Source organism: Kitasatospora sp. GAS1066B (assembly GCF_041262605.1).
Classification (GTDB): Bacteria; Actinomycetota; Actinomycetes; order Streptomycetales; family Streptomycetaceae; genus Kitasatospora.
The window spans coordinates 178,758-204,784 of sequence record NZ_JBGCCO010000009.1; the positions used below are offsets into that span (position 1 = coordinate 178,758).

General features: G+C 72.1%; 24 protein-coding genes and 1 tRNA gene. 19 read left to right on the forward strand and 6 right to left on the reverse strand.

Translation table 11 applies throughout. From position 1 onward, the window contains the following. Positions 1-81: 81 nt before the first annotated feature. The 7 genes from moaC (at position 82) to ABH937_RS12750 (ending at position 6,997) form a co-directional block, all read left to right on the forward strand. Positions 82-519: a cyclic pyranopterin monophosphate synthase MoaC gene (gene moaC / locus ABH937_RS12720; protein ID WP_280689870.1), complete on the forward strand. Its 438-nt coding sequence runs from the start codon at positions 82-84 to the stop codon at positions 517-519. Continuing rightward, positions 516-1,016, forward strand: a complete 501-nt coding sequence (locus tag ABH937_RS12725) for a MogA/MoaB family molybdenum cofactor biosynthesis protein (protein ID WP_280689583.1) — start codon at positions 516-518, stop codon at positions 1,014-1,016. Before moaC ends, ABH937_RS12725 begins: the two co-directional genes overlap by 4 nt. Further along, a complete protein-coding gene (locus ABH937_RS12730; protein ID WP_280689869.1) occupies positions 1,013-1,615 on the forward strand; it encodes a GNAT family protein in 603 nt (200 codons plus the stop codon). The genes ABH937_RS12725 and ABH937_RS12730 overlap by 4 nt, the downstream gene beginning before the upstream one ends. A gap of 154 nt (positions 1,616-1,769) precedes the next feature. Next, positions 1,770-2,744 (forward strand): gephyrin-like molybdotransferase receptor GlpR, encoded by a 975-nt coding sequence (gene glpR / locus ABH937_RS12735; protein ID WP_370218246.1) that lies wholly within the window; start codon positions 1,770-1,772, stop codon positions 2,742-2,744. Between the two features lie 70 nt (positions 2,745-2,814). Then, positions 2,815-2,888, forward strand: a tRNA-Ala gene (locus tag ABH937_RS12740). Between the two features lie 499 nt (positions 2,889-3,387). After that, positions 3,388-6,192 carry a PKD domain-containing protein gene (locus ABH937_RS12745; protein ID WP_280689581.1) on the forward strand — a complete coding sequence of 935 codons (2,805 nt, stop codon included), beginning with the start codon at positions 3,388-3,390 and terminating at the stop codon, positions 6,190-6,192. Positions 6,193-6,685: 493 nt separating this feature from the next. Beyond that, positions 6,686-6,997, forward strand: coding sequence for a hypothetical protein (locus tag ABH937_RS12750; protein WP_280689580.1), 312 nt, complete (start codon positions 6,686-6,688; stop codon positions 6,995-6,997). Here the strand turns inward: ABH937_RS12750 and ABH937_RS12755 are convergent. The 3 genes from ABH937_RS12755 to ABH937_RS12765 all read right to left on the reverse strand — a co-directional run bounded on the left by ABH937_RS12755 (position 6,966) and on the right by ABH937_RS12765 (position 8,195). After that, positions 6,966-7,577 carry a hypothetical protein gene (locus tag ABH937_RS12755; protein ID WP_280689579.1) on the reverse strand — a complete coding sequence of 204 codons (612 nt, stop codon included), beginning with the start codon at positions 7,575-7,577 and terminating at the stop codon, positions 6,966-6,968. The two genes, ABH937_RS12750 and ABH937_RS12755, sit on opposite strands and share 32 nt — an antisense overlap. A 53-nt stretch (positions 7,578-7,630) precedes the next feature. Further along, positions 7,631-7,846, reverse strand: coding sequence for a hypothetical protein (locus tag ABH937_RS12760; RefSeq protein ID WP_348533646.1), 216 nt, complete (start codon positions 7,844-7,846; stop codon positions 7,631-7,633). 127 nt (positions 7,847-7,973) lie between these two features. Then, positions 7,974-8,195, reverse strand: a complete 222-nt coding sequence (locus ABH937_RS12765; protein ID WP_280689577.1) for a hypothetical protein — start codon at positions 8,193-8,195, stop codon at positions 7,974-7,976. A 108-nt stretch (positions 8,196-8,303) separates the two neighbouring features. Here ABH937_RS12765 and ABH937_RS12770 point away from each other — a divergent pair, with 108 nt between their 5' ends. Both ABH937_RS12770 and ABH937_RS12775 read left to right on the forward strand, forming a co-directional pair. Then, positions 8,304-8,972 (forward strand): GNAT family protein, encoded by a 669-nt coding sequence (locus ABH937_RS12770; RefSeq protein WP_280689576.1) that lies wholly within the window; start codon positions 8,304-8,306, stop codon positions 8,970-8,972. A 95-nt stretch (positions 8,973-9,067) separates the two neighbouring features. Beyond that, entirely contained in the window at positions 9,068-9,595 is a 528-nt protein-coding gene (locus tag ABH937_RS12775) for a hypothetical protein (protein WP_280689575.1), read from the forward strand. A gap of 7 nt (positions 9,596-9,602) precedes the next feature. Here ABH937_RS12775 and ABH937_RS12780 read toward each other — a convergent pair whose 3' ends face one another. Then, positions 9,603-10,148: a hypothetical protein gene (locus ABH937_RS12780; RefSeq protein ID WP_280689574.1), complete on the reverse strand. Its 546-nt coding sequence runs from the start codon at positions 10,146-10,148 to the stop codon at positions 9,603-9,605. Positions 10,149-10,429: 281 nt separating this feature from the next. Between ABH937_RS12780 and ABH937_RS12785 the strand changes: the two genes are divergently transcribed. After that, positions 10,430-10,876: a hypothetical protein gene (locus tag ABH937_RS12785; protein ID WP_280689573.1), complete on the forward strand. Its 447-nt coding sequence runs from the start codon at positions 10,430-10,432 to the stop codon at positions 10,874-10,876. Positions 10,877-10,879: 3 nt separating this feature from the next. On the opposite strand, the gene ABH937_RS12790 is transcribed toward ABH937_RS12785, so the two are convergent. Next, the gene (locus tag ABH937_RS12790; protein WP_370218247.1) at positions 10,880-12,127 is read right to left on the reverse strand and encodes an aminoglycoside phosphotransferase family protein; all 1,248 of its coding nucleotides are present in this window, start codon (positions 12,125-12,127) and stop codon (positions 10,880-10,882) included. Positions 12,128-12,184: 57 nt separating this feature from the next. Between ABH937_RS12790 and ABH937_RS12795 the strand changes: the two genes are divergently transcribed. The 9 genes from ABH937_RS12795 to ABH937_RS12835 all read left to right on the forward strand — a co-directional run bounded on the left by ABH937_RS12795 (position 12,185) and on the right by ABH937_RS12835 (position 24,088). Beyond that, positions 12,185-13,072 carry an ATP-binding cassette domain-containing protein gene (locus ABH937_RS12795; RefSeq protein ID WP_370218248.1) on the forward strand — a complete coding sequence of 296 codons (888 nt, stop codon included), beginning with the start codon at positions 12,185-12,187 and terminating at the stop codon, positions 13,070-13,072. Then, a complete protein-coding gene (locus tag ABH937_RS12800; RefSeq protein WP_280689570.1) occupies positions 13,069-13,740 on the forward strand; it encodes an ABC transporter in 672 nt (223 codons plus the stop codon). The genes ABH937_RS12795 and ABH937_RS12800 overlap by 4 nt, the downstream gene beginning before the upstream one ends. Positions 13,741-13,942: 202 nt before the next feature. Continuing rightward, positions 13,943-15,529 (forward strand): DHA2 family efflux MFS transporter permease subunit, encoded by a 1,587-nt coding sequence (locus tag ABH937_RS12805; protein WP_280689569.1) that lies wholly within the window; start codon positions 13,943-13,945, stop codon positions 15,527-15,529. 138 nt (positions 15,530-15,667) lie between these two features. After that, positions 15,668-16,165 carry a MarR family winged helix-turn-helix transcriptional regulator gene (locus ABH937_RS12810; protein ID WP_280689568.1) on the forward strand — a complete coding sequence of 166 codons (498 nt, stop codon included), beginning with the start codon at positions 15,668-15,670 and terminating at the stop codon, positions 16,163-16,165. A 276-nt stretch (positions 16,166-16,441) separates the two neighbouring features. Further along, a complete protein-coding gene (locus ABH937_RS12815; protein WP_370218249.1) occupies positions 16,442-17,797 on the forward strand; it encodes an FtsW/RodA/SpoVE family cell cycle protein in 1,356 nt (451 codons plus the stop codon). Between the two features lie 59 nt (positions 17,798-17,856). After that, positions 17,857-19,323: a penicillin-binding transpeptidase domain-containing protein gene (locus tag ABH937_RS12820; protein WP_280689868.1), complete on the forward strand. Its 1,467-nt coding sequence runs from the start codon at positions 17,857-17,859 to the stop codon at positions 19,321-19,323. A gap of 79 nt (positions 19,324-19,402) precedes the next feature. Beyond that, the gene (locus ABH937_RS12825; protein WP_280689566.1) at positions 19,403-20,860 is read left to right on the forward strand and encodes an APC family permease; all 1,458 of its coding nucleotides are present in this window, start codon (positions 19,403-19,405) and stop codon (positions 20,858-20,860) included. An 80-nt stretch (positions 20,861-20,940) separates the two neighbouring features. Further along, positions 20,941-22,407, forward strand: coding sequence for a glycosyltransferase 87 family protein (locus ABH937_RS12830; RefSeq protein ID WP_280689565.1), 1,467 nt, complete (start codon positions 20,941-20,943; stop codon positions 22,405-22,407). A 64-nt stretch (positions 22,408-22,471) separates the two neighbouring features. Then, a complete protein-coding gene (locus ABH937_RS12835; RefSeq protein WP_280689564.1) occupies positions 22,472-24,088 on the forward strand; it encodes a N,N-dimethylformamidase beta subunit family domain-containing protein in 1,617 nt (538 codons plus the stop codon). Positions 24,089-24,150: 62 nt separating this feature from the next. Here ABH937_RS12835 and ABH937_RS12840 read toward each other — a convergent pair whose 3' ends face one another. Continuing rightward, positions 24,151-25,908, reverse strand: a complete 1,758-nt coding sequence (locus ABH937_RS12840; RefSeq protein ID WP_280689563.1) for a penicillin-binding transpeptidase domain-containing protein — start codon at positions 25,906-25,908, stop codon at positions 24,151-24,153. Positions 25,909-26,027 lie beyond the last annotated feature (119 nt).

The window sequence follows — 26,027 nt, forward strand, 5'->3', positions numbered from 1 at the left end:
CCCCGTTCTGCTGGAGTAACTGACGTGACCACACCACCCGGCGACCGCCTGACCCACGTGGACGAGACGGGCGCCGCCCGCATGGTCGACGTCTCCGAGAAGGCCACCACGGTCCGCACCGCGGTCGCGGCCGGGCGGGTCAGGGTCGCCCCACGGGTGATCGAGCTGCTGCGCGGCGAGGGCCTGCCCAAGGGGGACGCGCTGGCGGTCGCCCGGATCGCCGGGATCATGGGCGCCAAGAAGACCCCGGAGCTGATCCCGCTCTGCCACCCGATCGCGATCTCCGGCGTCACCGTCGACCTCGAAGTGACCGACCAGGCCGTCGAGATCACCGCCACCGTGCGCACCGCCGACCGCACCGGCGTCGAGATGGAGGCGCTCACCGCGGTGGCGGTGGCCGGGCTGACCGTGATCGACATGGTCAAGGCGGTCGACAAGGCCGCCGCGATCGAGGACGTCCGGGTGCTCACCAAGACCGGTGGCAAGAGCGGCGACTGGGCGCGCGGTGAGGGCTCGTGAGGGCGCTCGCGGTCACCGTCTCCAACCGCGCCTCGGCCGGGGTGTACCAGGACAAGGGCGGCCCGCTGCTGGTCGAGGGCCTGGGCCGGATGGGCTTCACGGTGGACGGCCCGCGGCTGGTGCCGGACGGCGACCCGGTGGCGGACGTGCTGCGCGAGGCGGTGGCGGCCGGCTACGACGTGGTGCTCACCACCGGTGGCACCGGCATCTCGCCGATGGACCTGACCCCCGAGATGACCGCTCAGGTGATCGACCGTCAGATCCCCGGCATCGCCGAGGCGATCCGCGCCTACGGGCGCGAGAAGGTGCCCACCTCGGCGCTCTCCCGGGGCCTGGCCGGTCTGGCGGGGCGCACCCTGATCGTCAACCTGCCGGGCTCGACGGGCGGCGTGCGCGACGGCCTCGCGGTGCTGGAGCCGCTGCTGGCGCACGCCGTCGACCAGCTCGCGGGCGGTGACCACCCGCGGCCGCCGCTGCAGCCGGGGGGAGAGAACTGAGCGCCGGCTGGCCGGCGGAGCTGCGGGACGGCGACATCGTGCTGCGCCCGATCCGGCTGCGCGACGGCGCCGCCTGGCAGGAGGCGAGCCGCCGCAACCGGGACTGGCTGCGGCGGTGGGAGGCCACCGTCCCGCCGGTGCCGCTGGGCCGGTTGGTCGGGCCACGGCCGTCCTACCGTCAGATGGTCCGCTACCTGCGCCGTGAGGCGGCGGCGGGGCGGATGCTGCCCTTCGTCGTGCTCTACCGCGGTGAGCTGGTCGGCCAGCTGACGGTCGGTGGGATCACCTGGGGTTCGATGTGCTCGGCGAATGTCGGCTACTGGGTCGACGAGGCGGTGGCCGGCCGCGGCATCATGCCGACCGCCGTGGCCCTCGCGGTGGACCACTGCTTCCAGGTTCTCGGGCTGCACCGGGTGGAGGTCTGCATCCGCCCCGAGAACCGGCCCAGCCGCCGGGTGGTGGAGAAACTCGACTTCCGTTCCGAGGGGCTGCGGCCGCGCTACCTGCACATCGACGGGGACTGGCGCGACCACCTGGTCTACGCGTTGACGGCCGAGGAAGTCCCGGAAGGACTGCTGGAACGTTGGCGTTCGAGGTAATTGAATAAGTGTTCGAAAATCATATCGATATGGCATCGCCGGCCCGGCAAGCGGTGACAAATTCCGGCAAAATAGTCAGAGAATCAGCTTGGCGGTGCGACACGCCGCGCCAAATTGCTGCCCACCCTTACCCAACGCCCGTACGGTGTGAAACGTGAGCAGTAGCGGCCTCATCTACGCGGTCATCGTAGGGGCCTGGGCTGCCTATCTGGTGCCCATGTGGCTCCGCAGGCAGGACGAGCTCAACGAAGCGCGCCCGACCGAACGTTTCAGCACCGCCATCCGCCTGCTCGCCGGGCGGTCGGCGATGGAGCGCCGGGCGTCCCGGGCCCTGGGCGACAACGACCCCACCACGACCTCCGACGGCACCCCTGACGCCGAGTCGGCTGACGCACCGTCGGCCGACCCCCCGTCGAGCGGCGCCGTGCCCTCCGGCGCGCCATCAGCGGCGCCGTCGACTGTGCCTGCGGGGCCCTCCAGCCCGGTGGCCGATCCGGCCGGCGACCGGCGGGCACGGGTGCTGGCCCGGCGCCGGCGCATGGTCACCGTGCTCTTCCTGGCCTTCGCGCTCGGCGCGATCGTGGCCGCGGTGGCGGGTGTCGGCTTCCTCTGGGCGCCCGGGCTGCCAGCCCTGCTGCTCACCCTCTACATCGGCCACCTGCGCCGGCTGGAGCGCCAGCGCTACGAGGTGAAGCTGGACCGCGTCCGGGCCGCCCAGGCCGCCCAGCGGGTGCGCGAGCGCGAGCAGGCCCGGTCGGCGCCCACCCTCGCGACGGCCACCGCGCCGATCGTCATCGAGCCGGAGCGCGAGCACCCGCAGCCACGGTTCGCCGCCGCTCAGCCCGAGCCGCCCGCCGCCCGGCAGGCACTGGTCGAGGCCACCGACCACCAGGAGTGGGTGGACGGCCTGCGCGAGCGCGCCGCGGCCGGCCCCGACTCCTGGGAGCCGGTCCCGGTCCCGCTGCCCACCTACGTCACCGCGCCAGTCGCTCCCCGGGTCACCCGCGGCCTCGACCTCGCGGCCCCCGGCACCTGGACCTCCGGCCGCCCCGCCGAGTCCACGCACACCCCGCTCTTCGACCAGTACGAGACCCCGCCCGCCGCCCGCCCACGCGCGGCGGGCGAGTAGCCCACCCCGTCCCACCAGCGAGGGGGTGGTCACGGGCCCCCTTCAGAAGGTGCTATTGTTTCTTCTCGTTGGGGCTGTGGCGCAGTCCGGTAGCGCACCTCGTTCGCATCGAGGGGGTCAGGGGTTCGAATCCCCTCAGCTCCACCCAACGACTGTTCACGGTTCTGACTCGTGAATGGTCACGAGATCCCGCTCGGTCCGTAAGGACTGGGCGGGATCTTTGCGTTGCGGGGGCTTGTTCGAGGTGGTGTCCGAACTCGGCTGGCCTTCGGGAGCGGTGTTCAGTGGCCTGCTGTGGTGGTTCGGGGGTGTTCCGGGATGCAAGGGGCGCCGCTGGGATGGAGACCAACGGCGACCGGGGAGCGGGCTCTTCGGGATGCGGGCGGAGGGCTCGTCAGCCGGGCGGTGGCGGAAGTCCGTTGGCGGCAAGCGGCATCGGGGTGAGTCCGCCGTAGTCCTGGTCACTGCCGCTTGCGGCGGCCGGGGAGGCGGTGGAGGCGAGCCCTGCGGTCTTGGCGATCAGGCTGGCCCGCTTGACGGCAGGGGACGATCACGGCTTGGTCGAGAGCAGAGGGAAGGCTTGTAGCAGTCGATCTTGGCGAGGAGAATGCGCACGCCAGTTCGCCGATTCGGGGATCCCACTTTGCGCCTTCGCCATGTCGCCGGCTTCGCCGTTGCGACTGCCATCACGCTGCTCGGACTGCCAGCCCTGCCGGCCGCCGCCGACGCGCCGACCACGCTGTACGTCAACAACGATCCGGGCAGCCAGTGCAGCGATGCGGGCACTGGCACCCAGACCCAGCCGTACTGCACCATCTCCGCCGCCGCCAAGGTCGTCCAGCCCGGGCAGACCGTCCGGGTGACGCCGAGCAGGTTCGGCTACCAGGGGGAGGTGGACCTCACCCGGTCCGGGACGCCGGACCAGCCGATCACCTTCGTCGGCAGCAACCCCGACGGCAGCCCGGGAGCCACCATCCAGGGTCTTTACGGCCCGGGCGGAAACCCGTGGCCGCACGCGGTGAGCATCGCCGGCCAGCACGACATCACGTTCGCCGGGTTCGGCTTCACCAACGCGCTGCAGCCGGTCTCCGTGACCGACTCCAGCCGCGTCACCGTCGACAACAACGTCATCAGCGCCCGGCTGACGATCGGCGCGCAACTCCCCTACCCCGCATCGGTGGTGGTCTCGGGCCACAGTGACCACGTCTCGATCACCAGGAACGAGATGGAGGCCGGGTTCGGCGTATCCGTCTCCGCCGGGGCGCAGTCCACGCTGATCAGCACCAACGAGATCGGCGCCATCAACAGCGGGCCGGCACTCACGGTGGCGGACGCGCCGGGTACCGTGATCACCAACAACACGATCGGCTACCAGTGTCACGGGGGAGTGAGTCTGACCGGAGCCTCCTCGGGTGCCTCGGTGCAGAACAACATCATCGTCAGCGACAGTAACTGCACGACCGGCTCGGGCACCCTGATCTCGCTCTCCGCCGACTCCGTCGTGCAGAGCACGGTGGACTACAACATCGTCCACCCGCTGAGCGGCCAGTCCTCCTACAGCTGGGCAGGTACCGGCTACAGCTCTCCGGCGGCGCTGCAGAGCGCGACCGGTCAGGCGCCACACGATGTCGACAGTGCCGTGAGGTTCGACAACATCGCCGGCACGCATGTCGGACTGCTGGAGGGATCCGCGGCCGTCGACTCCGCTAATGCGCAGGCTCCCGGAGTCCTCGCCACCGACCTGGTCGGTCACGCGCCCGTCGACGATCCGACCGTTGCGAACACCGGCGTCGGCGCCGGCGGCTTCCGCGACCGCGGAGCCGTCGAGTTCGTGGGCCTGCAGTCGGTCTCCCTCAGCCTGAGCGGCGCCCAGTACCTGTCCGCCCAGGGGCCGGCGCCGCTGGCGGTGACGGCGCATGCGACGGCGAGCAACCGCTGGAACACGACCTTGACCTACACCTACGACTTCGGCGACGGGACTGCGCCGGTCGTCACCACGCAGGCGCAGTTCAGCCACACGTACCTGACGCCGGGGACCTACACGGCCTCGGTCACGGTCACGGACGGTGTCGGCGGAACCGTGACCGCCGCCGCCCCGACCCCGGTGGTGGCGACCGACCTCGCGCCGCTGGCTCCGGTCCTGACGGTGAGGCCGGCCAGCCAGCTGCTGACCTACTCGTTCACCGCCTCGGTCCCCGCCAGCACCTGGCGGGTGACCACCTACGCGCTGGACTTCGGTGACGGCACCACCGGCTCCGGCGCCTCCACTACCCACACTTACCAGACGCCGGGGACGTACACGGCCACGCTGACGGTCACGGACGAGGCGGGGCGCTCGCAGGAGGTGCAGCAGGTTGTGCAGGCCGCTGCACAGCCCGGCGGTTTCGTCGCCCTGACCCCGAGCCGGCTGGTGGACACCCGCCTGCCCTTCAGCTCCCAGTCCGGCAAGGTGGGGCCCGGCGGGTCGATCGTGATCGCTCCGGCGCTGCCCGTCGGCGCCACGGCGGTGGTGCTCAACGTCACCGCGACGGATGCGACGGCCGACACCCACATCGACGTCTCGCCGGCTCTGGGGTCGGGGACGTCGTCGCTGAACCTCAGCGCTGGCGCGACGGTGGCCAACCTCGTGACCGTGCCTCTCAGTCCCAACGGCTACGTCTACGCCCGCAACAACGCGGGCTCGGTGGATCTGGTGGTCGACCTGTTCGGCTATTACACGCCCGGTGCGGCGGGCAAGTTCACCGCCACGACGCCGGCCCGTCTGCTGGACACCCGGCCGGGTGCCCCGCTGGCGTCGGAGGCCACCACTGCCGTGCAGGTGGCGGGGGTCGACGGTGTGCCGTCCGATGCGACGGCGGCCGTGCTGAACGTGACGGCGATCGCCCCGGACGCGGACGGCTACGTGTCGGCGTTCGCCGACGGCACGGCGAACCCGTGGACCAGCAACCTCAACTTCACCCGGGGGCAGACGGTGCCGAACCAGGTGATCGTCCCGCTGGGCGCTGACGGCAAGGTCGAGGTGTTCAGCCACGGCGCCGACACCCAGATCGCGGTGGACCTGTTCGGCTACTACAGCCCCGAGGGGACGGGCCTGTTCACGCCGGTCACCCCGTCCCGGCTGGTCGACACCCGTGAGGGCGCCGACATCCCGCTCGGCGCGAACAGCTGGCTGCCGGTCGGCGCCCGTGGGGTCGGTGCCGCGCCGGCGAACGCGACGTCCGCCGTAGTCAACGTGACGGCCATCGGGCCGGACACGCCGAGCTACCTGGCGGTCCGCGCGGACGGCACGGGCGTGCCCAGCACCAGCAACCTCAACCTGACGCCGGGTGTGACGGTGGCCAACCACGTCATCACCGGGCTCGACGCCAACGGGAACTTCGCGGTCTTCAACCACGCGGGCAACACCCACGTGGCGGTCGACCTGTTCGGCTACTTCAGCGCCGGCTGAGCCCACCGCGCCACCTGATCCAAGGGCCCTGCCCGGTCCTCGCCGTCGGTTTCCAGCAGTCGTTGCAACACGTGGTCGGTCGTCCAGGCCGCGAGGAGTTCAGTCAGACGCTCGGCTGGGGTTTCCCAGCCGAGCGTTTTGCGTGGGCGGCGGTTGAAGCGATCGGCGACGTCCGCCAGGTCCTGCGGAGAGCGGATCGAGAGGTCGGTAACTGCGGACAGTGTGCAGGGGCTGGACGGGCTCGTCGAGGTGCAGGGTCTGCTCGCCCCTCAACAGCTGCCGTGACTTCACCGACGGTTAGTACCTCTGGCCGGAAGGGCTCGCGCACTACGTCCTCGACCATTTCGTCCGTGGCGGCAGAACGCAGCCAACACGTAGGCCGGATCGCGCTTTCGGGAAACGATCACTGAGTGTGCGGGAAGCGATCTTCGCGGTATCTGTTGGCGGCCTGGTCACCCCCACTGGTGACTTTGCACTCTGGCATGATCGAAGGGTGAACGAGTACTCGTGGCCTGACGACGGCGTTGAAGCTGGAGCGCGGGCGCGGGCGGGCTGGTCCGCGACGTGTCAGGCTCTGCCTGTTGGAACCCACGTGACCGGCGAGGTCATCGGTCGAAGGCCCTTCGGTGTCTTCATCTCCATCAACGACTTCCAGGACGCGATCGGCCTTGCCGAGATCACGGCCATGCCTCGCGACGCCACCCTTCCTCTCGTCGGCGCCGTAGTGACCGGCGAGGTCATCTGGCACGCGGAGCACAACTGCCAGGTGAAGATCAGGCTTGCTGAGTGGGCAACCGGGAACTGACCCCTCCGCCGGCGGCCAGGCCCGAAGCCCAGGCGTGCAGCACCGTGAAGTCCTCCGGCAGCAGTCCGAGCCGAGGATCGACCCGGTGCAGCAGGGCCGGACCAGCATGGTGGACGGCGACCCAGTCCCGGTCCGCCTGCGTGATCTCGTCGTCCAACCAGGCGAACGGGCGCCCGCTCGCCCAGGCGACGATCTCCGGGGTCTTCCAGAACACCCCGCCGTCCGGCTCGGGCCGGGGCGCGGACCAGGTGATGACCGGCAGCTCGGGAAGGCCGAGGACGGGAGCAACGTAGGCGTTGGCCTCCTCCTCCCATGTCGTTGCCCACACCAGATCGAAAGGCAGCGACGCCAGTTCGGGACCGTGATCGGGGTTCAGCCAGACTCGCAAGGGCTTGGGCCGCTTGTTCGGTGTGCCCCAGGCGGACAGCCGCAGCCGCTCGGCGGCAACCCAGCGAGGGGTCAACAGCCGGTGTGTCTCGTACCCGCGCGGACGGCGAGAAGGCTTCGCGGCGTATGGGTTCAGCGGCCCGTCCACGTCCAGAAGCAACAACGGCTGCGCTGAGGCGGCGTCCACGGTCATGTGCCGCACCGTACCGCCCGGCGAGTTCCCCACGCCTCCAGATTTGGAGTCGCTCAGGAAGCCCGGGCAGCCCACGCCGTCAACAAGCGCTCGGCGAGCTCGTGTCCGCATCGACGGGCGAACCACAACGGGAGGGTTCCATCAGGTCCAGGAAGCTGGGGATCCGCCCCGTAGGCGAGCAGGACTGCGGTGCAGGCGGCTGTCAGCGGCTCGCCAGTCTGCTTGGAGCCGTCCGCCTCGATGTCGATGGCGTGCAACAGCAGCGTCATGTTCGACCACGTCTCATTCGGGTCCGCCCCGCCGTCTAACAGCCTTGTGAGCTCGCCGACTTGCTCGTGTTCGACCGCCAGGTGCGTCGGCGGCATCGCCCAGCTCGCAGCACCCGATTCCGCCACGTCACCGCCCCCGTTGCTTGACGCCTGCGCAGGCCAGCAACGGCTTCTCAATGCCCTTCGCCCGGGTGCGTTCCAGCCGCACCGCGTAGGTCCGCGCCAATAAGCCGGCAGGTACCGAGCCGTCCCACACGACGAAATCGCCGCCTCCCAGCAGAGCATCGGATGCCGGACCGCACGCCTCGGTCTGGTCGCCGAGCAGCCCAGCGAGCTGTTCACGCTCCACGTGCCATCCCCCGGTCACGAATCGATCATCGGCGGTCCTCAAGCCGAACCCTAGCTAGGCGCACCGGAAATCAGGTGACCGGAGCTGCCAGCGTCTTCAACAATGAGCATGCTGATTGATCACTGGCCGCTGCTGGGACTGCGTCTGAACCCGCCCCGCCTGGAACTTCGACTGCCCGGCGACAACGAGCTGGCCGAGCTGACCAACCTGGCGGCTGAAGGCATCCACGAGCCGGACCGGATGCCCTTCCTCGTGCCGTGGACCGACCTTCCGCCGGCGGAACGGGCGCGCTCGGTGGTGCAGCACCACTGGTTGCGCCGAGGGACCTGGTCCCCGGACAACTGGGCCCTGACCCTGGCCGTCTTCGAGAACGGCCAGGTCGTCGGCCTGCAGACCGTCGCCGCCCGCGACTTCGCCGTGCTGCGGCAGGTCAGCACCGGCTCCTGGCTCGGCACGCGGTATCAGCGCCAAGGGATCGGCACCGAGATGCGCGCCGCCGTACTGCACCTGGCCTTCGCCGGCCTGAACGCGCTGGAGGCGACGTCGGGCGCCTTCGAGGACAACACCTCCTCGTTCGCCGTGTCCCAGAGGCACGGCTACGAACTCGACGGCATCGACCGTCACGTGGTCCGTGGCCGACCCACGACCACGAGACGGCTCAGGCTGGCCCGCGAGCGCTGGGAGACGCACCAATACGTCCCGGTCTCGATCAGCGGGCTGTCCCCTTGCCTACAGATGTTCGGCCTGCCGGGAGGCAGCCAGGCGCGGGCTTCATAGCCGGACGCTGGTTCCGCTCGATCGATCCGATCGGGCGGGACTCTTCGCGTTGTCGGGCGCTTGCCGTGGCCGAGGTGGCGAGTAAGACTGATTACATGATTACAGAGAAGGAGTTCGAGGCGGTCCGCGGCTGGTTCGGCGGACGACTGCCTGAAGGTCTGTTCACCGAACTCGCGGAGGTCGCGGTCGACCGCGAGGAGATCACCGTGATCGGGCGGATTCCCGGGCCCGAGCTTGCGGCGGAGGTGTCGGACGCCGAGCGGCGGGCCGCGGTGGAGGGGCGGATCGCGGAGTTCCGCGAGCGTACGCGGGAGGCGCGGATGGGGGTGGCCCGGGAGGCTGAGCACCGGTACGGGCGCAAGGTGTCCTGGGGGGTCGAGTGCGACGGGGTGCGGGGGCTGTTCACCACGGTCTCCGCGCCGGTGATGACCCGGCTGCGGCAGCCGGAGCGGCAGGTGCTGGACACGCTGGTGGAGGCCGGTGTGGCGCGCAGTCGCAGCGAGGCGCTGGCCTGGTGCGTGCGGCTGGTGCAGAAGCACTCGGACAGCTGGCTGACCGAGCTGCGCGACTCGCTGGAGCAGGTGCGGCGGCTGCGGGCGCAGGGGCCGGACCGGGAGGGGTGATCGTTGGTCAGAGCCGAAGGCGTGCGGCTCGCAGGGCCGCGTGCTCCAGTAGGCGGTGGACGTCGGCGGGCCGGGTGTCCGGGCGGTCGTTGTACTCGTCGGGCGAGCTGACCGGCCGTCCGGTGGCGTGCAGCACCTCCATCACCTGCGCTCGGGCGGTCCGCACGGTGCTGGCGGTGCCGTAGCCGTGGCCGAGCACGGCGGCCTGCGCGCCGAGCAGGCAGACCCGCCCCGCCGGATCCCACATCGCGCCCTGCAGCCAGCCGTACTGGGTCAGGTAGCGCGAGGTGAGGCGCAGGTGGTCGGCGGCACTGACCGGGGCGGGCCGGGCCGGGCGGCGGGTCAGCCGGTCGCGCAGGGTGCGGCGGGGGAGCGGGTGGTCGGCGTTCCAGGGCCGCAGCACCTGGCCGTAGCGGCAGATGTTCGGGCAGACGTACGGCGCGGGCGGCCGGGTCGGACCGGGCAGCGAGGCCAGGTAGGCCTCGATCTCGTCGACCAGGCCGCAGGTGTCCGGGACGATGACCAGTGGCCGGGGCGGCAGGGTCAGGTGCACGGCGGGCTCCCTCAGTCCTGAGTCTCTGTCCGTATTGTCCGGATTAGTACTCATTTCCATGGATAGCCGGAACGGGGGCGCCAGGCGTGGACCCGGGCGGCCGAGCGGGTGGCGTGTCGCGCGCCCCGCCGGATGACCGGGGGCCGGTGCCGGGCGGGTCAGCCTCAAGGCTGAGAGGCTGCGCCCCAAGGTGGAGACGCGCTCTCCGTCCCGGGAGCGACGCGGGCCGCCCACCCGCTCGGGAGGATGGAGCCATCAGCCCATCGTCCGAAGGACCGCTCATGCCGCCCAGGACCGCCACCGTCGCCGCTGTCACCGTGACCGTCCTCGGCCTCGGCGTGCTGGGTGTCGCCCTGGTGCCGATGGCCGGCGACGTGCTGGCGAGCCGGCACATCGAGGAGTCCAACTACAGCTCCGGTGCCCAGGCGAAGACGGCGCGGGCCTCGGTGCCGCGCTGGCTGCCGGACGGCGCGACGGCCGTCCGGTACAAGATGTCGACCACCGGCGGCGACCGCCTGCTGCGCGCCCACCTGCCGGGCGGGGTGCTGCCGGCCGGGTGCGCCAGCGGTGCGCCGGGGGCCGGCGCCGTCAAGCTGAGCGCCACCTGGTTCCCGGCCGGCCGGATGGCGGCCAAGCCCGGCGCGCACTGCGGGAGTTACCGGGTGGCGCTGGACGGCGACCAGCTCTACGCCTGGCAGGACAACGCCGACCTGGCCGCCGCCCGGTAGCGGCTACCGGAGCTGCTCGGCGGCCGCCAGTGCCGCGCGCAGCTCGGCGGCCGGATCGCCGGCGTGGTAGCGCTCCTCGCTGGGCTCGATCCCGTCGAGGAACTCCTGGTAGCGCACCGCGTGGGCGAGGTGGGCGAGCGGCTCGGCCAGGCGCAGGGCGGTGACCGGATCGCAGCCGGGGGCCAGGGTCCGCCAGGCCGCGCACCAGGCCTCGGCCGCCTGGCCCCAGCGCTCGGCGGAGGTGAAGCTCTTGGGCCGCAGCCCGTCGAGGGCCGGGTGGCCGTAGCAGCTGTCGGCGAAGTCGACCAGCACCACCGAGTCCGGCCCGGCCGCCCGCCAGTTGCCGGGGTGGAAGTCCCCGTGCAGCACCGTCTCCGGTAGCCCGCAGGCCGTCAACCGGTCGACCAGTGAGGGGAGTCGGTCGAGCAGCCGGCCGGCGCGGGTCAGCTCGTCCGGCGTCAGCTCGGCCCCGGTCGGGCCGTTCAGGAGTGCTTCGAGCGCGGCCGGCAGCAGGCGCGGCGAGCGGTCCGGCAGCCCGCCGGGCGGTCGGCCTGGCCGGCGCGCGGCCAGCGCCGCCTGGACCCGGGCCAGCCGCGGCACCGCGGCCTCGACCACCGCCGCCGACGGGCCCCAGCAGTCCGCGCCGGGGACGTGGTCGAGCAGCAGCAGCCGCCGCGCCGGGTCGGCGGCCAGCACCGCCGGGACGAACCGCGGGTCCACCGCGGCGAAGAGCCCGATCACCTCGGCCTCGTCGACCGCGAACCGGCGCCCGGTTTTCAGCCAGACCGGCCCGGTGGCGGTGGGCAGCCGGAACAGCCCGGCCAGGTTCCAGGTCTTCACCTGCTCCACCGGCCCGACCGCCGGCCGGCCGAGCCCGGCCAGCGCCTGCTCGGCCCAGGCCAGCGCCGCCAGCACCCCGGCGGCGGTCGCGTACTCGGCGCGGCGCGGGTGCGGCGCGAGCAGCGCCGACTCGTCCGCCGTGGCGGGGCGGGTCAGCGCACCGGTGACCGGCTCGCGCAGGGCCTGCGCGTGGTAGCGCACCAGCCCGCCCTGACCGTCGGCGCCGCCCTCGACGTCCAGCAGGCGCAGCACCACGGTCGGCACCCCCAGCACCGCCGTCAGCCGCTCGGCCACCGGCTGCACGTCGTGCCAGCGGGGCCGGCCCGCCACGGTGAACGGTCCCACCACCCCCAACTGCTGTTCGCCACAGGACACCAGGACACTCGCCGTACGATCGGACGCACTGTTCACCGGTGCAGTCTGCGGTCCGTCCCGATCGGGCGCGACCGAATTTTCGGGGGAGGCCGGATGGAAGCGCTGCGGCTGACGGAGGTCGGCAAACGGTACGGGCGCTCGGGCCCCTGGGTGCTGCGCGGGGTGGGCCTGGCACTGGAGCCCGGAGTACTGGTGCGGATCGAGGGAGTGAACGGCAGCGGCAAGTCGACGCTGCTCAAGCTGGTCGCCGGGATCGAGCCGCCGAGCCGGGGCCGGTTGCGAGTCGCCGGGCGCCGGGCCTACGTCCCCGAGCGCTTTCCGCCCGCGCTGCCCTTCGATCCGGCCGGCTATCTGCGCCATCTCGGCCGGATCCACGGGCTGAGCACCGCGGTGGCGGCCGACCGCGCGGAGTTCTGGCTGGACCGCTTCGGCATCACCGATCGGGCCGGCACCCCGCTCGCCCGGCTCTCCAAAGGCACCTGCCAGAAGGTCGCGGTGGCCCAGGCGCTGCTCGCCGAGGCCGACGTGCTGCTGCTGGACGAGGCCTGGACCGGGCTCGACCAGGCCGCCCGGACCACCCTGGACGAGGCGGCGATGGAGCGGGCCGGGGCGGGCGGCGTCGTCCTCTTCGTGGACCATGACCCGAACCGGCTGGCCGGGCTGACCAGCCGCGCCTTCCAGCTTCGGCAGGGCGGGCTGACGGAGGTTCAGCCGCCCGGTGCCGAGGAGCCGCGCGAGCGGATGAGCGTCCTGGTCGCGGCGGGCGAGCTGCCCGAGTGGCTGCCCGGCACACCCGAGCGGGAGGACCGGCCGGACGGCACGGTGCTGCTGCGGGTGGCCGCCGGGCAGTCGGACGCGCTGCTGCGGCGACTGCTCACGGCCCCGGCCGAGCTGCGGATCCTGGACGTCAGCAAGATCGACGGTGCGCCGGTGGGCAAGCCCGTGAGTGAGCCCGCCGACGCACCGGAGGTTGCCCGGTGAGCGCGCTGATCCGCTATCAGGTCGAGCTGCTGCTGCGCTCCCAGCGTTGGCTGCCGCCGTTCCTCGGCTATCTGCTGGTGCTTGGCCTGGGGGTCTCGGGCGACCAGCCGATGATGGACTGCCTCGGCTACGCGGCCGCCCTGCTGGTGCCGATCACCGCCTGGTACGTGCGCTGCACGCTGACCGCCGACCCGCCGCAGGCGCGGGCCTGCCGGGTGGCGGCCGCCGGTCCGGCCCGAGTGCAACTGGCCTCGCTGGCCGCCGCGTTGATCGCCGGGCTGGTGCTGGCGGTCGTGGCGGTGGCGGCGATCTGGCTGGTCTGCGGGCGCACCACGATCATCCCGGGGCGCGAGGTGTCGTGGGCCAGGGCCGCGCTGGCCGGGCTGCTGGCGGCCGTCTGCTGCGTGCTGGTCGGGCTGGCGGTCGGGGCGCTGAGCCACCGTCCGGTGCTGCTGCGCGGCTCGTACGGGATCCTGGCCGCGCTCGGCCTCTCGGTGCTGGTGCTGGTGGTGCCGTTCTCGCCGGCGAACGTGGCGGTGCGGGCGCTGGTGTCCGGCTCGCTGCGGGCCGAGGTCCGCTACCCGCTCGCCGCACCCGCCGTCGCCGCGCTGCTGGCCCTGCTGACCGCGGCGGGCACGGCCGCGCTGTCCCGGCGCCGCACCGAGTAGCCGCCACGACCCGTCGAGGGCCGGGTGAAGGGCCGCCGATCACCGATCGGCGGCCCTTCGGCATGTGCGGCGGTTGTCGCTGCGGGGTGGCCCATCGTCGGGAGTACAGATCATACAGGGATTGACAGTCGGAATCAGGATCACTAGCTTCACTAATCATCGAGTTTTCGATGATCTAAGCATCGACTGCTGGGGGTTTCCGATGTCCATCGCACCGACCGTCATCGAGGCGGGCGCCACCGCGCCGGCCGCCAAGTCCGCCGGACGGTGGTGGACGCTCGGCATCGTCTCGATCGCGACCTTCATGCTGATGCTCGACCTGACCGTGGTGAACGTCGCGCTGCCGGACCTGCGCACCGCGCTGCACGCCGGCTTCTCCGACCTGCAGTGGGTGCTGGACGCCTACGCGCTGACGCTGGCCGCCTTCCTGCTCACCGGCGGCTCGCTGGCCGACCGGCTGGGTCGCAAGCGGATCTACGGGATCGGCTTCGCCGTCTTCATCGCGGCCTCGCTGGCCTGCGGTGCGGCGCCGGACATCCTGCTGCTGAACCTGGCGCGCGGGCTCCAGGGGGTCGGTGCCGCGGTGCTCTTCGCGGTCGGCCCGGCGCTGATCGGGCAGGAGTTCCGGGGCAAGGACCGGGCGCTCGCCTTCGGCGTCTTCGGCGGGGTCTCCGGGCTGGCCATCGCCTTCGGGCCGCTGATCGGCGGCGCGCTCACCGACGGCGTCGGCTGGCGCTGGATCTTCCTGGTGAACGTCCCGATCGGGCTGGTCGCGATGGTGCTCGGCGCGCTGCGGATCGGCGAGTCGCGCGACCCCGCCGCGCACCGGGTGGACTGGGCCGGCCTGCTGGTCTTCTCCGCCGCGCTCGGGCTGCTGGTGCTGGGCTTCCTGCGCGGCGAGGCGCTGGGCTGGACCAGTGCGGCGGTGCTCGGCATGTTCGCCGGGGCGGTGCTGCTGCTGGTGCTGTTCACCCTGATCGAGCGGCGGCTCGGCGCCGCGGCCATGCTCGACCTCGGGCTGTTCCGCAACCGCACCTTCAACGGGATCTCGGTGGCCACCCTGCTCGGCAACGCGGCCGGCATGTCGGCGATCTTCCTGGAGGTCTCCTACATGCAGAACGTGCTGGGCTACTCGCCGCTCGCCACCGGTCTGCGTTTCCTGCCGCTGACCCTGACCCTCTTCGTCGCCGCAGCGGTCACCGGCAGCCTGACCGCCTCGGTCTCGCCGCGGCTGCTGGTCGGCACCGCGATCACCATGATGTCGGCCGGGCTCTTCCTGGTCGGCCTGGTCGAGCCGGGCAGTGACTGGACCGCGCTGCTGCCCGCCATGCTGCTGACCGGCCTGGGGATGGGCATGTTCAACCCGCCCCGGTCCTCGCTGGCGATCGGGGTGGCCGAGCCGGCCAAGGCGGGGATGGCGGCCGGCATCGGCGAGACCTTCCAGCAGGTCGGCATCGCGATCGGGATCGCCGGCTTCGGCGCGCTCTTCCAGCACCGGGTGACCGACGCCTTCGCGCACTCCGCCGCCGGAGCCGCGCTCGGTGGGCAGGCCCAGGCGGCCGGGCAGGCGGTGGCGGCCGGCGGCGGCCGGGAGCTGGCCGCCACGGTGCCGGCCCAGCTGCGTGCAGCAGTCCAGGCGGCGGCCCGCGCGGCCTTCGTGCACGGGCTGACCGACGTGCTGGTGGGCTGTGGCGCGGTGGCGGCCGCCGGCGCGCTGGCCGGCTTCCTCTTCATCCGCACCCGGGACCTGCACGAGAGCGCGCTGGCCGGCGCCGAGCTGGGTCACTGAGCCCGACCCGCAACCGATTCGGTGGCCGCCCGGTTCCTTGCGGGCGGCCGCCCGATTCATTGGTGATGAACAGGCCCGATGATAGATTCTTGAAAAGTTGAAGAGTCCAAAGACTCCCGATGGATTGGGAGATCCCCGATGGCCCGCACCGCCCCCGTGACCAGTTCCGACGCGGCCGCCGGCACCCCGCGCCGCGACTTCCCGCTCGCCGGCCACACCGGCGTGCTGCTGCACAAGGCCGGGCTGCTGATCGCCGAGGAGGTCGACCGGGAACTCCAGACGGCCGGCTTCAAGCTCCGCGACTTCCTGGTGCTGGCCACGCTGGCCGGCGGGGCCGAACTCTCCCAGCAGGACCTCAGCCAGGTGATCAACCTCGACCCGACCACCGTGGTCTCGCTGATCGACGAGCTGGAGCGGGCCGGCGCGGTCGAGCGCCGTCGCAACCCGGCTGACCGCCGCCGCTACATCCTGGGCCTCACGCCGGGCGGGCGGCAGACCCTGGCCGAGGCCCAGGCGGTGGCGGAGCGGGCCGAGCGGGCCTTCTTCGCCCGCCTCCCGGAGGGCCACCGGGAGTTGCTGCACGAGATGCTCTCCGGGCTGCTCGTGCACCGCTGGCCGGACGCCGTCTGCGGCTGACCTGCCGTCGGGCCGACCCGCTGACGGGCTGAGGGACCACCGAGCTGACGGACCGCCGAGCTGACGGACCGCCGAGCTGACGGACCGCCGAGCTCGCGGGCTCGCGGCCCATGGGGTAAAAGCGGACACACCGTCGCAGAAGCTCGATAAATATGGCTAATCGTCCTACCGTGGCGCCAGTATGCCCGTCGAGTCGGATGGGACCGTGCCGTGCGCCGCCTGAGGAGCAGAGTCCGGTGATAGCCCCGAGCACCAGACAGGAGCCGCGGTCCGCCCATGGCCACACCCGCAGTCGCCGCCGTCCGTGGTGGGCCCACCGGGCCCCGGCCCAGCACCGGACGCAACGTCGAACTCGCCCTGGTGCTCTGCGCGGTGGCGATCGCGGTGTTCGGCTACATCGAGGTCGGCGTCAACATCGACGACAAGGTCCCGCCGGACGCCGCCGAGTACGGCGCGGCGCTCGGCGGCCTGGCGCTGATCGCGCACGGGGTGATCCGCTGGCGGGCGCGGTACGCCGACCCGCTGCTGCTGCCGATCGCGGTGCTGCTCAACGGCATCGGACTGGTCGTCATCTACCGGCTGGACCGGGCCACCCCGAGCAGCCACGCGGCGCCGACCCAACTGCTCTGGTCGACCCTCGGGGTGGCGCTCTGCGTGGCCGTGATCGTGCTGCTGCGCGACTACCGGATCCTGCGGCGCTACGCCTACAGCGGGGCGTTGGTGGCGCTGGTGCTGCTGGTGGTGCCGATCTTCTTCCCGGCGGTGTACGGCTCGCGGATCTGGATCACCATCGGGCCCTTCTCCATCCAGCCGGGCGAGTTCGCCAAGATCCTGCTGGTGATCTTCTTCGCAGCCTACCTGTCCGCGCACCGCGGCGCGCTGGCGTTGACGGGGCGTCGGATCTGGCGCTTCACCTTGCCGCCGGGCCGGGTGCTCGGGCCGGTGCTGCTGGTCTGGGCGGCCTTCATCGGGGTCCTGGTGCTGGAGACCGACCTCGGGATGTCGCTGCTGTACTTCGGCATCTTCGTGGTGATGCTCTACGTGGCCACCGCCCGGATCAGCTGGATCGCGATCGGTCTGGTGCTGGCCGCCGCGGGCGTGGTGATGGTCGGCTGGCTGTCGCCGCACGTACACGCCCGGGTCGACCAGTGGCTGCACCCGCTCGCCTCGGTCGCCGCCGGGCAGGGCGCCAACCAGATCGCGCAGTCGCTCTTCGCCTTCGCCTGGGGCGGGGTGCTGGGCACCGGGCTCGGGCTGGGCCACTCGATCCTGATCGGTTTCGCGGCCAAGTCCGACTTCATCCTCGCCACCATCGGCGAGGAGCTCGGGCTGGTCGGCATGGTGGCGCTGCTGCTGCTCTACCTGCTGCTGGTCTCCCGCGGCTACCGGGCCGGGATCGCGCTGCGCGACCCGTTCGGGCGGCTGCTCGCGATCGGTCTGGCCACCATCATCGGCCTACAGGTCTTCGTGGTGGCCGGCGGCGTGCTCGACCTGATCCCGCTGACCGGGGCGACGCTGCCGTTCATCGCGCAGGGCGGTTCCTCGGTGGTGACCAACTGGATCATCGTGGCGCTGCTGGTGCGACTCAGTGACACGGCCCGCAGGCCGGCGCCGGAGGGGGAGACCCGATGACCCGCAAGCAGCCGAAGGCCCGCAAGCCCAGGGGCAACGGCCCGCAGGGGTTGCCCGGGATGTCCACCACCGGGCGCCGGGCCGGGCTGTTCTGCCTGGTGCTGATCCTGCTGCTGGCCGCCCAGGCCACCCGGATCCAGGTCTTCCAGGCCAAGGGCTACGACAACAACCCGGCCAACCAGCGCAAGGCGATCCAACGTTACGACCAGCCGCGCGGCAACATCCTGGCCGGCGGCGACCCGGTGACCGGCTCGGCGGCCACCGGCGGCCGGTTCGACTACAAGCGCACCTACACCGACGGACCGGGCTACGCCGCCGTCACCGGCTTCTCCTCGCAGATCTACGGCAACACCCAGCTGGAGGGCATCGAGGACGGCATCCTGGCCGGCACCGACAACCGGCTGTCCGGCTGGGCGGTCTGGAACGAGATCACCCGCAAGCAGAACCCCGGCGGCGACGTCCACACCACCATCGACAAGGCCGCCCAGCAGGCCGCGATGCAGGGCCTGGGCAACCAGAAGGGCGCGGTGGCGGCGATCGAGCCGAGCACCGGGCGGATCCTCGCGCTGGCCAGCACCCCGTCCTACGACCCGGGCAGCTTCGCCGGCTCCTCGACCGCGGACCAGAACGCCTGGACCAAGCTGCAGGCCGACACCGACCAGCCGATGCTCAACCGGGCGCTGCGCCAGACCTACCCGCCCGGCTCCACCTTCAAGGTGGTCACCGCCGCGGCCGCGCTGGCGAACGGGGTGGTCACCGACATCAACGCCCCCACCGGCACGCCCTACCCCTACGTGCTGCCCGGCACCACCACCACGCTGGTCAACGACACCAGTTCGTGCGACCAGGCCAACCTCGACCTGGACACCGCGATGACGCTCTCCTGCAACAGCGTCATGGGCTACCTGGGCGTGCAGACCGGGCTGGACGAGATGGTGGGGATGGCGCAGAACTTCGGCTTCAACGACCCGAAGCTGGACATCCCGGTGCGCGCGGCACGCAGCAACTTCGACACCCGGATGGACCAGTCCCAGCTCGCACTCTCCTCGATCGGCCAGTTCGACACCGCCGCCACCCCGCTGGTGATGGCGATGGTCGCGGCGGGCGTGGCCGACAACGGCACGGTGATGTATCCCCAGCTTGTGGACAAGTTGACGAAGTCCGACGGAAGCACCGTCCAGCTGATGAAGCCGCAGGTCTACAAGCAGGCGATGAGCCCCTCGGTGGCGGGGCAGCTGCAGCAGCTGATGACCGACGTGGTGCAGAACGGCACCGGCGGCAACGCCCGGATCCCCGGTGCGGTGGTCGGCGGCAAGACCGGCACCGCCCAGCACGGGGTGGACAACACCGGCACGCCGTACGCCTGGTTCATCTCCTGGGCCAAGCCGACCGGTTCCTCGGGCGTGCCGCCGGTGGCCGTCGCGGTGGTGATCGCGGACAGCGCGGCGACCGATGTGAGCGGCGGCAAGCTGGCCGCACCGATCGCCAAGTCGGTGATGCAGGCGGTGCTGGCGGGGAAGAGCTAGCGGGAGCCAGTGACCGCGATTATCCGATGATGTGTATATTTATGCGCTGATCGTCGAAATCTGCAGAAAGTTCCCCGTCGTGCCGAGCACCACCTCCCTGAGCAGCCGCCTGCTGCGGCGCAAGCCGGTCGAGACCCTGATAGCCGAGAGCGCCGGCAGCGGCGACCCGGGCCGGCTGCGCCGCTCGATCGGGCTCTGGCAGCTCTCCGCGATCGGCATCGGGGCCACCGTCGGAACCGGCATCTTCTTCGTGCTCTCCTCGGCCGTCCCCGAGGCCGGCCCGGCCGTGGTGCTCTCCTTCCTGCTGGCCGCCGTCACCGCAGGCCTGACCGCGCTCTGCTACGCCGAGCTGGCCTCGGCGATCCCGGTGGCCGGCTCCTCCTACAGCTACGCCTACGCCACCCTCGGCGAGGCCACCGCCTTCGGGGTCGGGGTCTGCCTGCTGCTGGAGTACGGCGTCTCCGCCTCGGCGATCGCGGTCAGCTGGGGGCAGTACTTGAACAAGTTCTGCGAGCTGGCCTTCGGCTTCGGCATCCCGGCCTGGCTGGCCCAGCCGCCCGGCGACGGCGGCTACGTCAACCTGCCGGCCGTGGTGCTGGTGGCGCTGGTCTGCCTGCTGCTGGTGCGCGGGGTCAGCGAGAGCGCCAAGGTGAACGCGGCCATGGTGGCGATCAAGATCGCGGTGCTGCTGCTCTTCGTCGCGGTCGGGCTGACCGGCTACCGCTCCGGCAACCTGCACGACTTCATGCCGCTGGGCTGGTCCGGGGTGGGCACCGCGGCCTCCGGCATCTTCTTCTCGTTCATCGGCCTGGACGCCGTCTCCACGGCGGGCGAGGAGGTCCGCGACCCGCGCCGCACGCTGCCGCTGGCGATCATCATCTCGCTGGTGGTGGTCACCCTGCTCTACGTCCTGGTGGCCGTCGCCGCGATCGGTGCCCAGCCCTGGCAGCGCTTCGGCGGGCAGGAGGCCGGGCTCGCGCAGATCCTGCAGGACCTCACCGGGCAGACCTGGCCGGCGCTGCTGTTCGCGCTCGGTGCGATCGTCTCGATCTTCAGCGTCACGCTGGTGGTGATCTACGGTCAGACCCGGATCCTCTACTCGATGGGGCGTGACGGGATGCTGCCCGCCCGCTTCGCCGAGGTCTCGCCGCGCACCGGCACGCCGGTCTGGAACACGGTGGTGGTCGGCGTCGCGGTCGCCGCGCTGGCCGCCTTCGTGCCGCTGGACATCCTGACCGACCTGACCTCCCTGGGGACGCTGGTCGCCTTCACGGTGGTCTCACTGGGCGTCATCGTGCTGCGCCGGCGCAGCCCGGAGCTGCGCCGCGGCTTCAAGGTCCCCGGATACCCCGTCACCCCGCTACTCAGCGTGGCCTTCTGCATCTACCTGATTCGCGGCCTGCAGCCGCTGACCTTCGTCTTCTTCGGCGTCGCGCTGCTGCTCGCGGCGGCCTGCTACCTCGGGTACGGGATCCGGCACTCCCGACTGGAGTACACCGCTGTGGCCCCGCGATCCGAGCTCACGCCGCAGGGCTGACGCCCTAACCGATCGATCGGGTTCTGGCTAGCCCCTGCAGTCTGACGACACGGGCGGCGGCGCCCAAATAACCTTCACCCATGGTGACCACCCGCTCGTCCGGCGCCCCGCGCAGCCGCGGCCGGTTCGGTGTCCGGCGCGGCCGCCCGGCGCAGGACAGCCGGCCCGTCGGGCACCCCGGCGGTCAGCAGGCAGGTCGCCGGGCCCGGCCCGAGGCCGCGCACCTGGGGCCCGTCGTCGGGCCGGCCGGTGGCGAGCCGCGCGCCGGGATGCCGCGGCAACGCCCCGACGGTCCGTCGGCTTCGGCCGGGCGCGGTCAGCGGTTGGCCGTGCTGGCGATGCGGCTGGGCGCTCGGCGCAGCGTTCACCTGCTCGGCTGCCTGATCGCGGCCGGTTGGGCCGGCGCCTTCCCGCTGGTCTCCGACCTGGGCAACCAGCGGCTCTGGGGCGAGGTGGCGGCCCCCGCCTACCTGCTTGCCGGGCTGGCCGTGGTCACCCTGCCACGCCGCTACGCGGGCCGGGTCGCCGCCGTCGTGGCGCTGCTGGGCGCGGTGCTGCTGCCGCTCGGGCTGCTGGCCGCCAACGGCCAGCACCAGTCCGAGGTGATGGTGGTCGAGCGTTCCGCCCAACTGCTGCTGCACACCGGCACCCCGTACCTGCCGCATCCGGTGAAGGTCACCGACTTCAACCCGTACCTGCCGGCCATGGCGCTGTTCGGGCTGCCGCGCGCGGTGCTCGGCTCGGGCAACGAGTTCACCCGGGTGCTGGGCGACGCCCGGATCTGGTTCGCCCTCAGCTTCCTGAGCTGCCTGACCGTCAGCTGGCGGCTGCTGCGCCCCACCCGCAGGCACTCGCCGCTGCTGCCGCTCGGGGTGCTCACCGGCTCGCCGCTGGTCGCGCTGATGCTGGCCGTCGGAGGGGTGGACCTGCCGCTGATCGGCGTCTGCTGCCTGGCGATGGCGCTGGCCGCCCGCGGCCGCACGATCGGCGCCGGGCTGGTGCTCGCGCTGGCCTGCACCCTCAAGTGGACCGCCTGGCCGGCGCTGCCGGTGGCCGCGCTGCTGCTCTGGCGGCTGTACGGCCGGCGCCCGGCCGGCCGCGCCGCGCTGACCGCCGCGCTGGCCGGCGTCGCGGTGATCGTGCCGTTCGCGCTGCAGCGGCCGCAGGACTTCCTGGACCAGGTGATCCGCTTCCCGCTCGGCCTGACCTCGGTGCGCACCCCGGCCGGCAGCCCGCTGCCCGGCAAGGTGCTGGCCGACCTCGGCCCGGTGGGGCACACCATCTCGATCGTGCTGCTGGTGCTGGGCGGCCTCGTGGTGGCGGGCTGGCTGCTGCTGCGCCCGCCGGCCACCGCGGTGGCCGCCGCCGACCTGCTGGCCGCCGGGCTCACGGTGGCCTTCATGCTGGCGCCCGCCGGGCGGTTCGGCTATCTCGCGCTGCCCGCCGTGCTGGCCATCTGGCCCCGGTTGGCCGCCCGCTCGTGGACCGGGCGGCCTTCATACAGCACCCGTACGGTGGAGAGCGAAGGCGTCGCGGCACTCCGGTAGCCGGGCGCTGACGACCAGTGAGGGCGCCTCGAGCCGCCCAGCCCAGACGTCAGGAGGCACCCGGATGGCCGAGCAGCAGGCAGTTGACGACCCGTCGGACGGGCAGCGGCCAGGCACCGGCCGACGGCGGTTCCTCGGCCTGGCGGGCGCGGCGGCGGCCGGGGTGGGGCTGACGGCCTGCGGGACGGGCGGCTCCGCAGGCCTGCGGCAGGCCGCGGTGGCGGCCACGGCGGGCGGCGGCTCGATACCCTCCTCGGGCGCCGGGAGCAGCGCCGTTCCGCAGCAGGAGAACGCCAAGCCCGGCAACGCCGACTGGCGGATCGGCACCGCGGGGCCCGACCGGGCGATCGAGGGCTGGGCCGACCGGACGAGCGTGCTGCCCGGCGAGAGCTTCGGCCTGCACGTCTCCACCACCGCGTCGACCTTCAAGGTCTCGGCCTACCGGATGGGCTGGTACGGCGGTGCCCGGGGCCGCCTGGTCTGGCAGTCGGACCAGCTGCCCGGCAGCACCCAGTCGGCGGCCGCCCTCGATCCGCACACCCGGATGATCAGCACCGACTGGTCGAAGACCACCACCGTGGACACCGCCGGCTGGCCCGAGGGCAGCTACCTGCTGCGGCTGGACGCGGCCGGCGGTGCCGGCCAGCGGTACGTGCCGGTCACCGTCCGCTCGGCGAGCACCGCCGGGAAGCTGGTGGTGGTGAACGCGACCGCCACCTGGCAGGCCTACAACACCTGGGGCGGCTACAACCTCTACAACGGCGAGAACGGCGCCTACGCGACCCGCTCGCTGGTGGTCTCCCACGACCGTCCGTACCACGAGTACGACGGCGCCGGGCTCTTCATGGTCTACGAGACGCCGCTGATCGCGCTGGCCGAGAAGCTGGGCCTGCCGCTGGCGTACGCCACCAGCACCGACCTGGCCGGGCAGCCGGGCCTGCTCAAGGGCGCGCTCGCGGTGCTCTCACCGGGTCACGACGAGTACTGGTCGCCCGAGCAGCGCGCCAACGTGGTCGCGGCCCGGGACGCCGGGACCAACCTGGCCATCCTGGGCGCCAACTGCTGCTTCCGCCGGGTCCGTTACGAGCCCTCGCCGACCGGCGCCGACCGCCAGGTGGTCTGCTACAAGGACTCGTACAAGCAGGATCCAGGCTTCCAGCAGACCGGTCTGCCGACCAACGACTACCGGGCGGCCCCGCACGCGGACCCGGAGAGCTCGATGCTCGGGGTGATCTACGACGGCTACCCGGTGGACGCGCCCTACGTGGTGGGCGACCCGGGGCACTGGCTCTTCGCGGGGACCGGAGTGCAGGCGGGCGACAGCTTCCCGCACCTGGTGGGGGTGGAGTACGACCGGGTGAACACCGGCTTCGACACGCCCCGGCCGATCGAGATCCTGGCGCACTCGCCGGTGGTCTGCGAGGGGCGCAAGAGCTTCAGCGACACCGCCTTCTACCGCGCGCCCAGTGGGGCCGGGGTGTTCGCCAGCGGCACCATGCGCTGGGTGGAGGCGCTGGACGCCAGCGGTGACGGCCGTTCGGGGGCCGACCACGCGATGGACGCGAAGGCGGGGGCGCTGACCCAGAAGGTGACCGAGAACCTGCTGCGGGCCTTCGCCGCCGGGCCGGCCGGCGCGGCGCACCCGCCGCAGGACAACGTGGCGGCGGTCTACGGTCAGTGAGAGACGGCTGTGGGCCCGGTCAGGCAACTGCCTGACCGGGCCCACCGTCATCTCCGGACGACTCAGCCGTTGTTGCCGACCTTGAGCACCTCGGCCGCCGCGGGCACTGCGGCGGCGGCGCCGAAGCCGCCGTTGATCACCTCGGCGGAGACCGCCAGGTTGTCCCGGTAGCCGGTGAACCAGCTGTTGGTGGGGGCCTTGGGGTCGCTGGAGGTCTCGGCGGTGCCGGTCTTGCCGCCGATGGTGCCGCTGACCCCCTGCAGCGCGTTGTAGGCGGTGCCCGCCGGGTTGGTCAGGACGCTGTTCATCATCGAGCGCAGCTTGGTCAGGGTGTCCGGCGACAGCTGCCGGGCAGCCGGGAGCTGCGGCAGACCCGCCAGCAGGACCGGCTGCTTGAACGTGCCGCTCTCCACGGTGGCCGCGACCGAGGCCATGGTCAGCGGGTTCATCAGGTCCTTGCCCTGGCCGAAGTACTCACCGGCCGTCTCGTCCTTGGTCTGGCCCGGCCCCGGGACCGAGCCGTCGAAGCTGGGGAAGCCGATCTTCCAGTTCAGCCCGATGCCGAAGACGTCCCCCGCCTGCTTGGCGAGCTGGCCGGACTGCAGGGTGGTCGTGCTCTGCTTGATGAAGGCGGTGTTGCAGGAGACGGTGAAGTCCTGCATGAACGTGTTGTTGGGCTCGTCGTCCTTGAAGTCGTTGTGGTACGTCGTGCCGACGGTGTAGCTGGACGGGCAGGGCATGGTGGCGCTCGGGTCGATCCCGGCCTCCAGCAGTGCGCTGGCGGTGATCACCTTCATCGTGGAGCCGGGCGCGGTCTGGCCCTGCAGCGCGGTGTTGAAGCCGGTCGCCGGGGAGTTGGCGACGGCCAGGATGTTTCCGGTGCTCGGCTCGATGGCGACCATGGCCGCGGGCTGCTTGAGCTTGGCGGCCTGCTCGTCGACCGCCGTCTGCGCGGCCGCCTCCAGGGTCGCGTCCAGGGTCAGCTTGATCGGCTGGCCGGGCTTGGGGTCGGTGACCGTGAAGAGCGGCTCGGGCTTGCCCTTGCCCGCCGGGTTGACGATCGCCACGCCACTGCCGGCGTCGGCCGGGTTCACGGCGGGCGGGTTCTGCTGGAAGTTCAGCAGGATCTGGCTCAGCGAGGGGAAGTTCGCCAGCGACTGGCCGTTGCGGTCGGTGATCTTGGTCGGCGGGTTGTAGACCGGCTGGGTGACGATCTGCTCGCCGGGCCCGAGGTGCGGGTTGATCACGGTCGGCGCCCAGTGCACCGCGGCCGTCCCGTCGCTCATCTTCACCACGCCCAGGAACCCGGTGTAGTCCCAGGTGTTGGTGGTGCCGGCGAACTCGACGTGCGACTTGAAGTTGAGCAGCACCCCGGTCGGCCCCGCCGAGGCCGATGCCGAGGGCGAGGCGGACGCGCCGGCCGAGGCAGCGGTGGAGGGCTTCGCGGTGGCGGCGCCGGAGGGCTGCGCGGTGGCCGAGGCGAACGCGGCGGGGGTGGTCGGCGTGCCCGGGGTCAGCGTCACCGCGCTCGGCTTCACCTGCTGCTGGAACGCGGTCAGCGCGGCCAGCGCGCTCTGCGGGTCGTCGGTCAGCTTGGCAGCTCCCTGCAGGTCGCCGCTGGACCAGGCGGCCAGGAAGCTCTTGGCGCCACTGGCAGCCAGATCGGCCGACGGTGGCTCGGCGACGACGGTGCGTGGCTTGGGCGCGGCCGCGGGGGACTTGCTGCCCGAGCCGACCAACGAGTACGCACCGTAACCGCCGGCCGCGAGCATGGCGGCGGCGGCAACGCTGACGATGGCGGTCTTCGCGCCCTGACGCATGGTGGTGCTCCCCCTGGAAGACGACGAGGACTGGGTGACCGGCCGAAACCGGGCAACCCAGGGTAAGCCGCCATTCAGCGCACTCTCATCCACCCAGGCCCCTCGTGACAGAGCTGGTA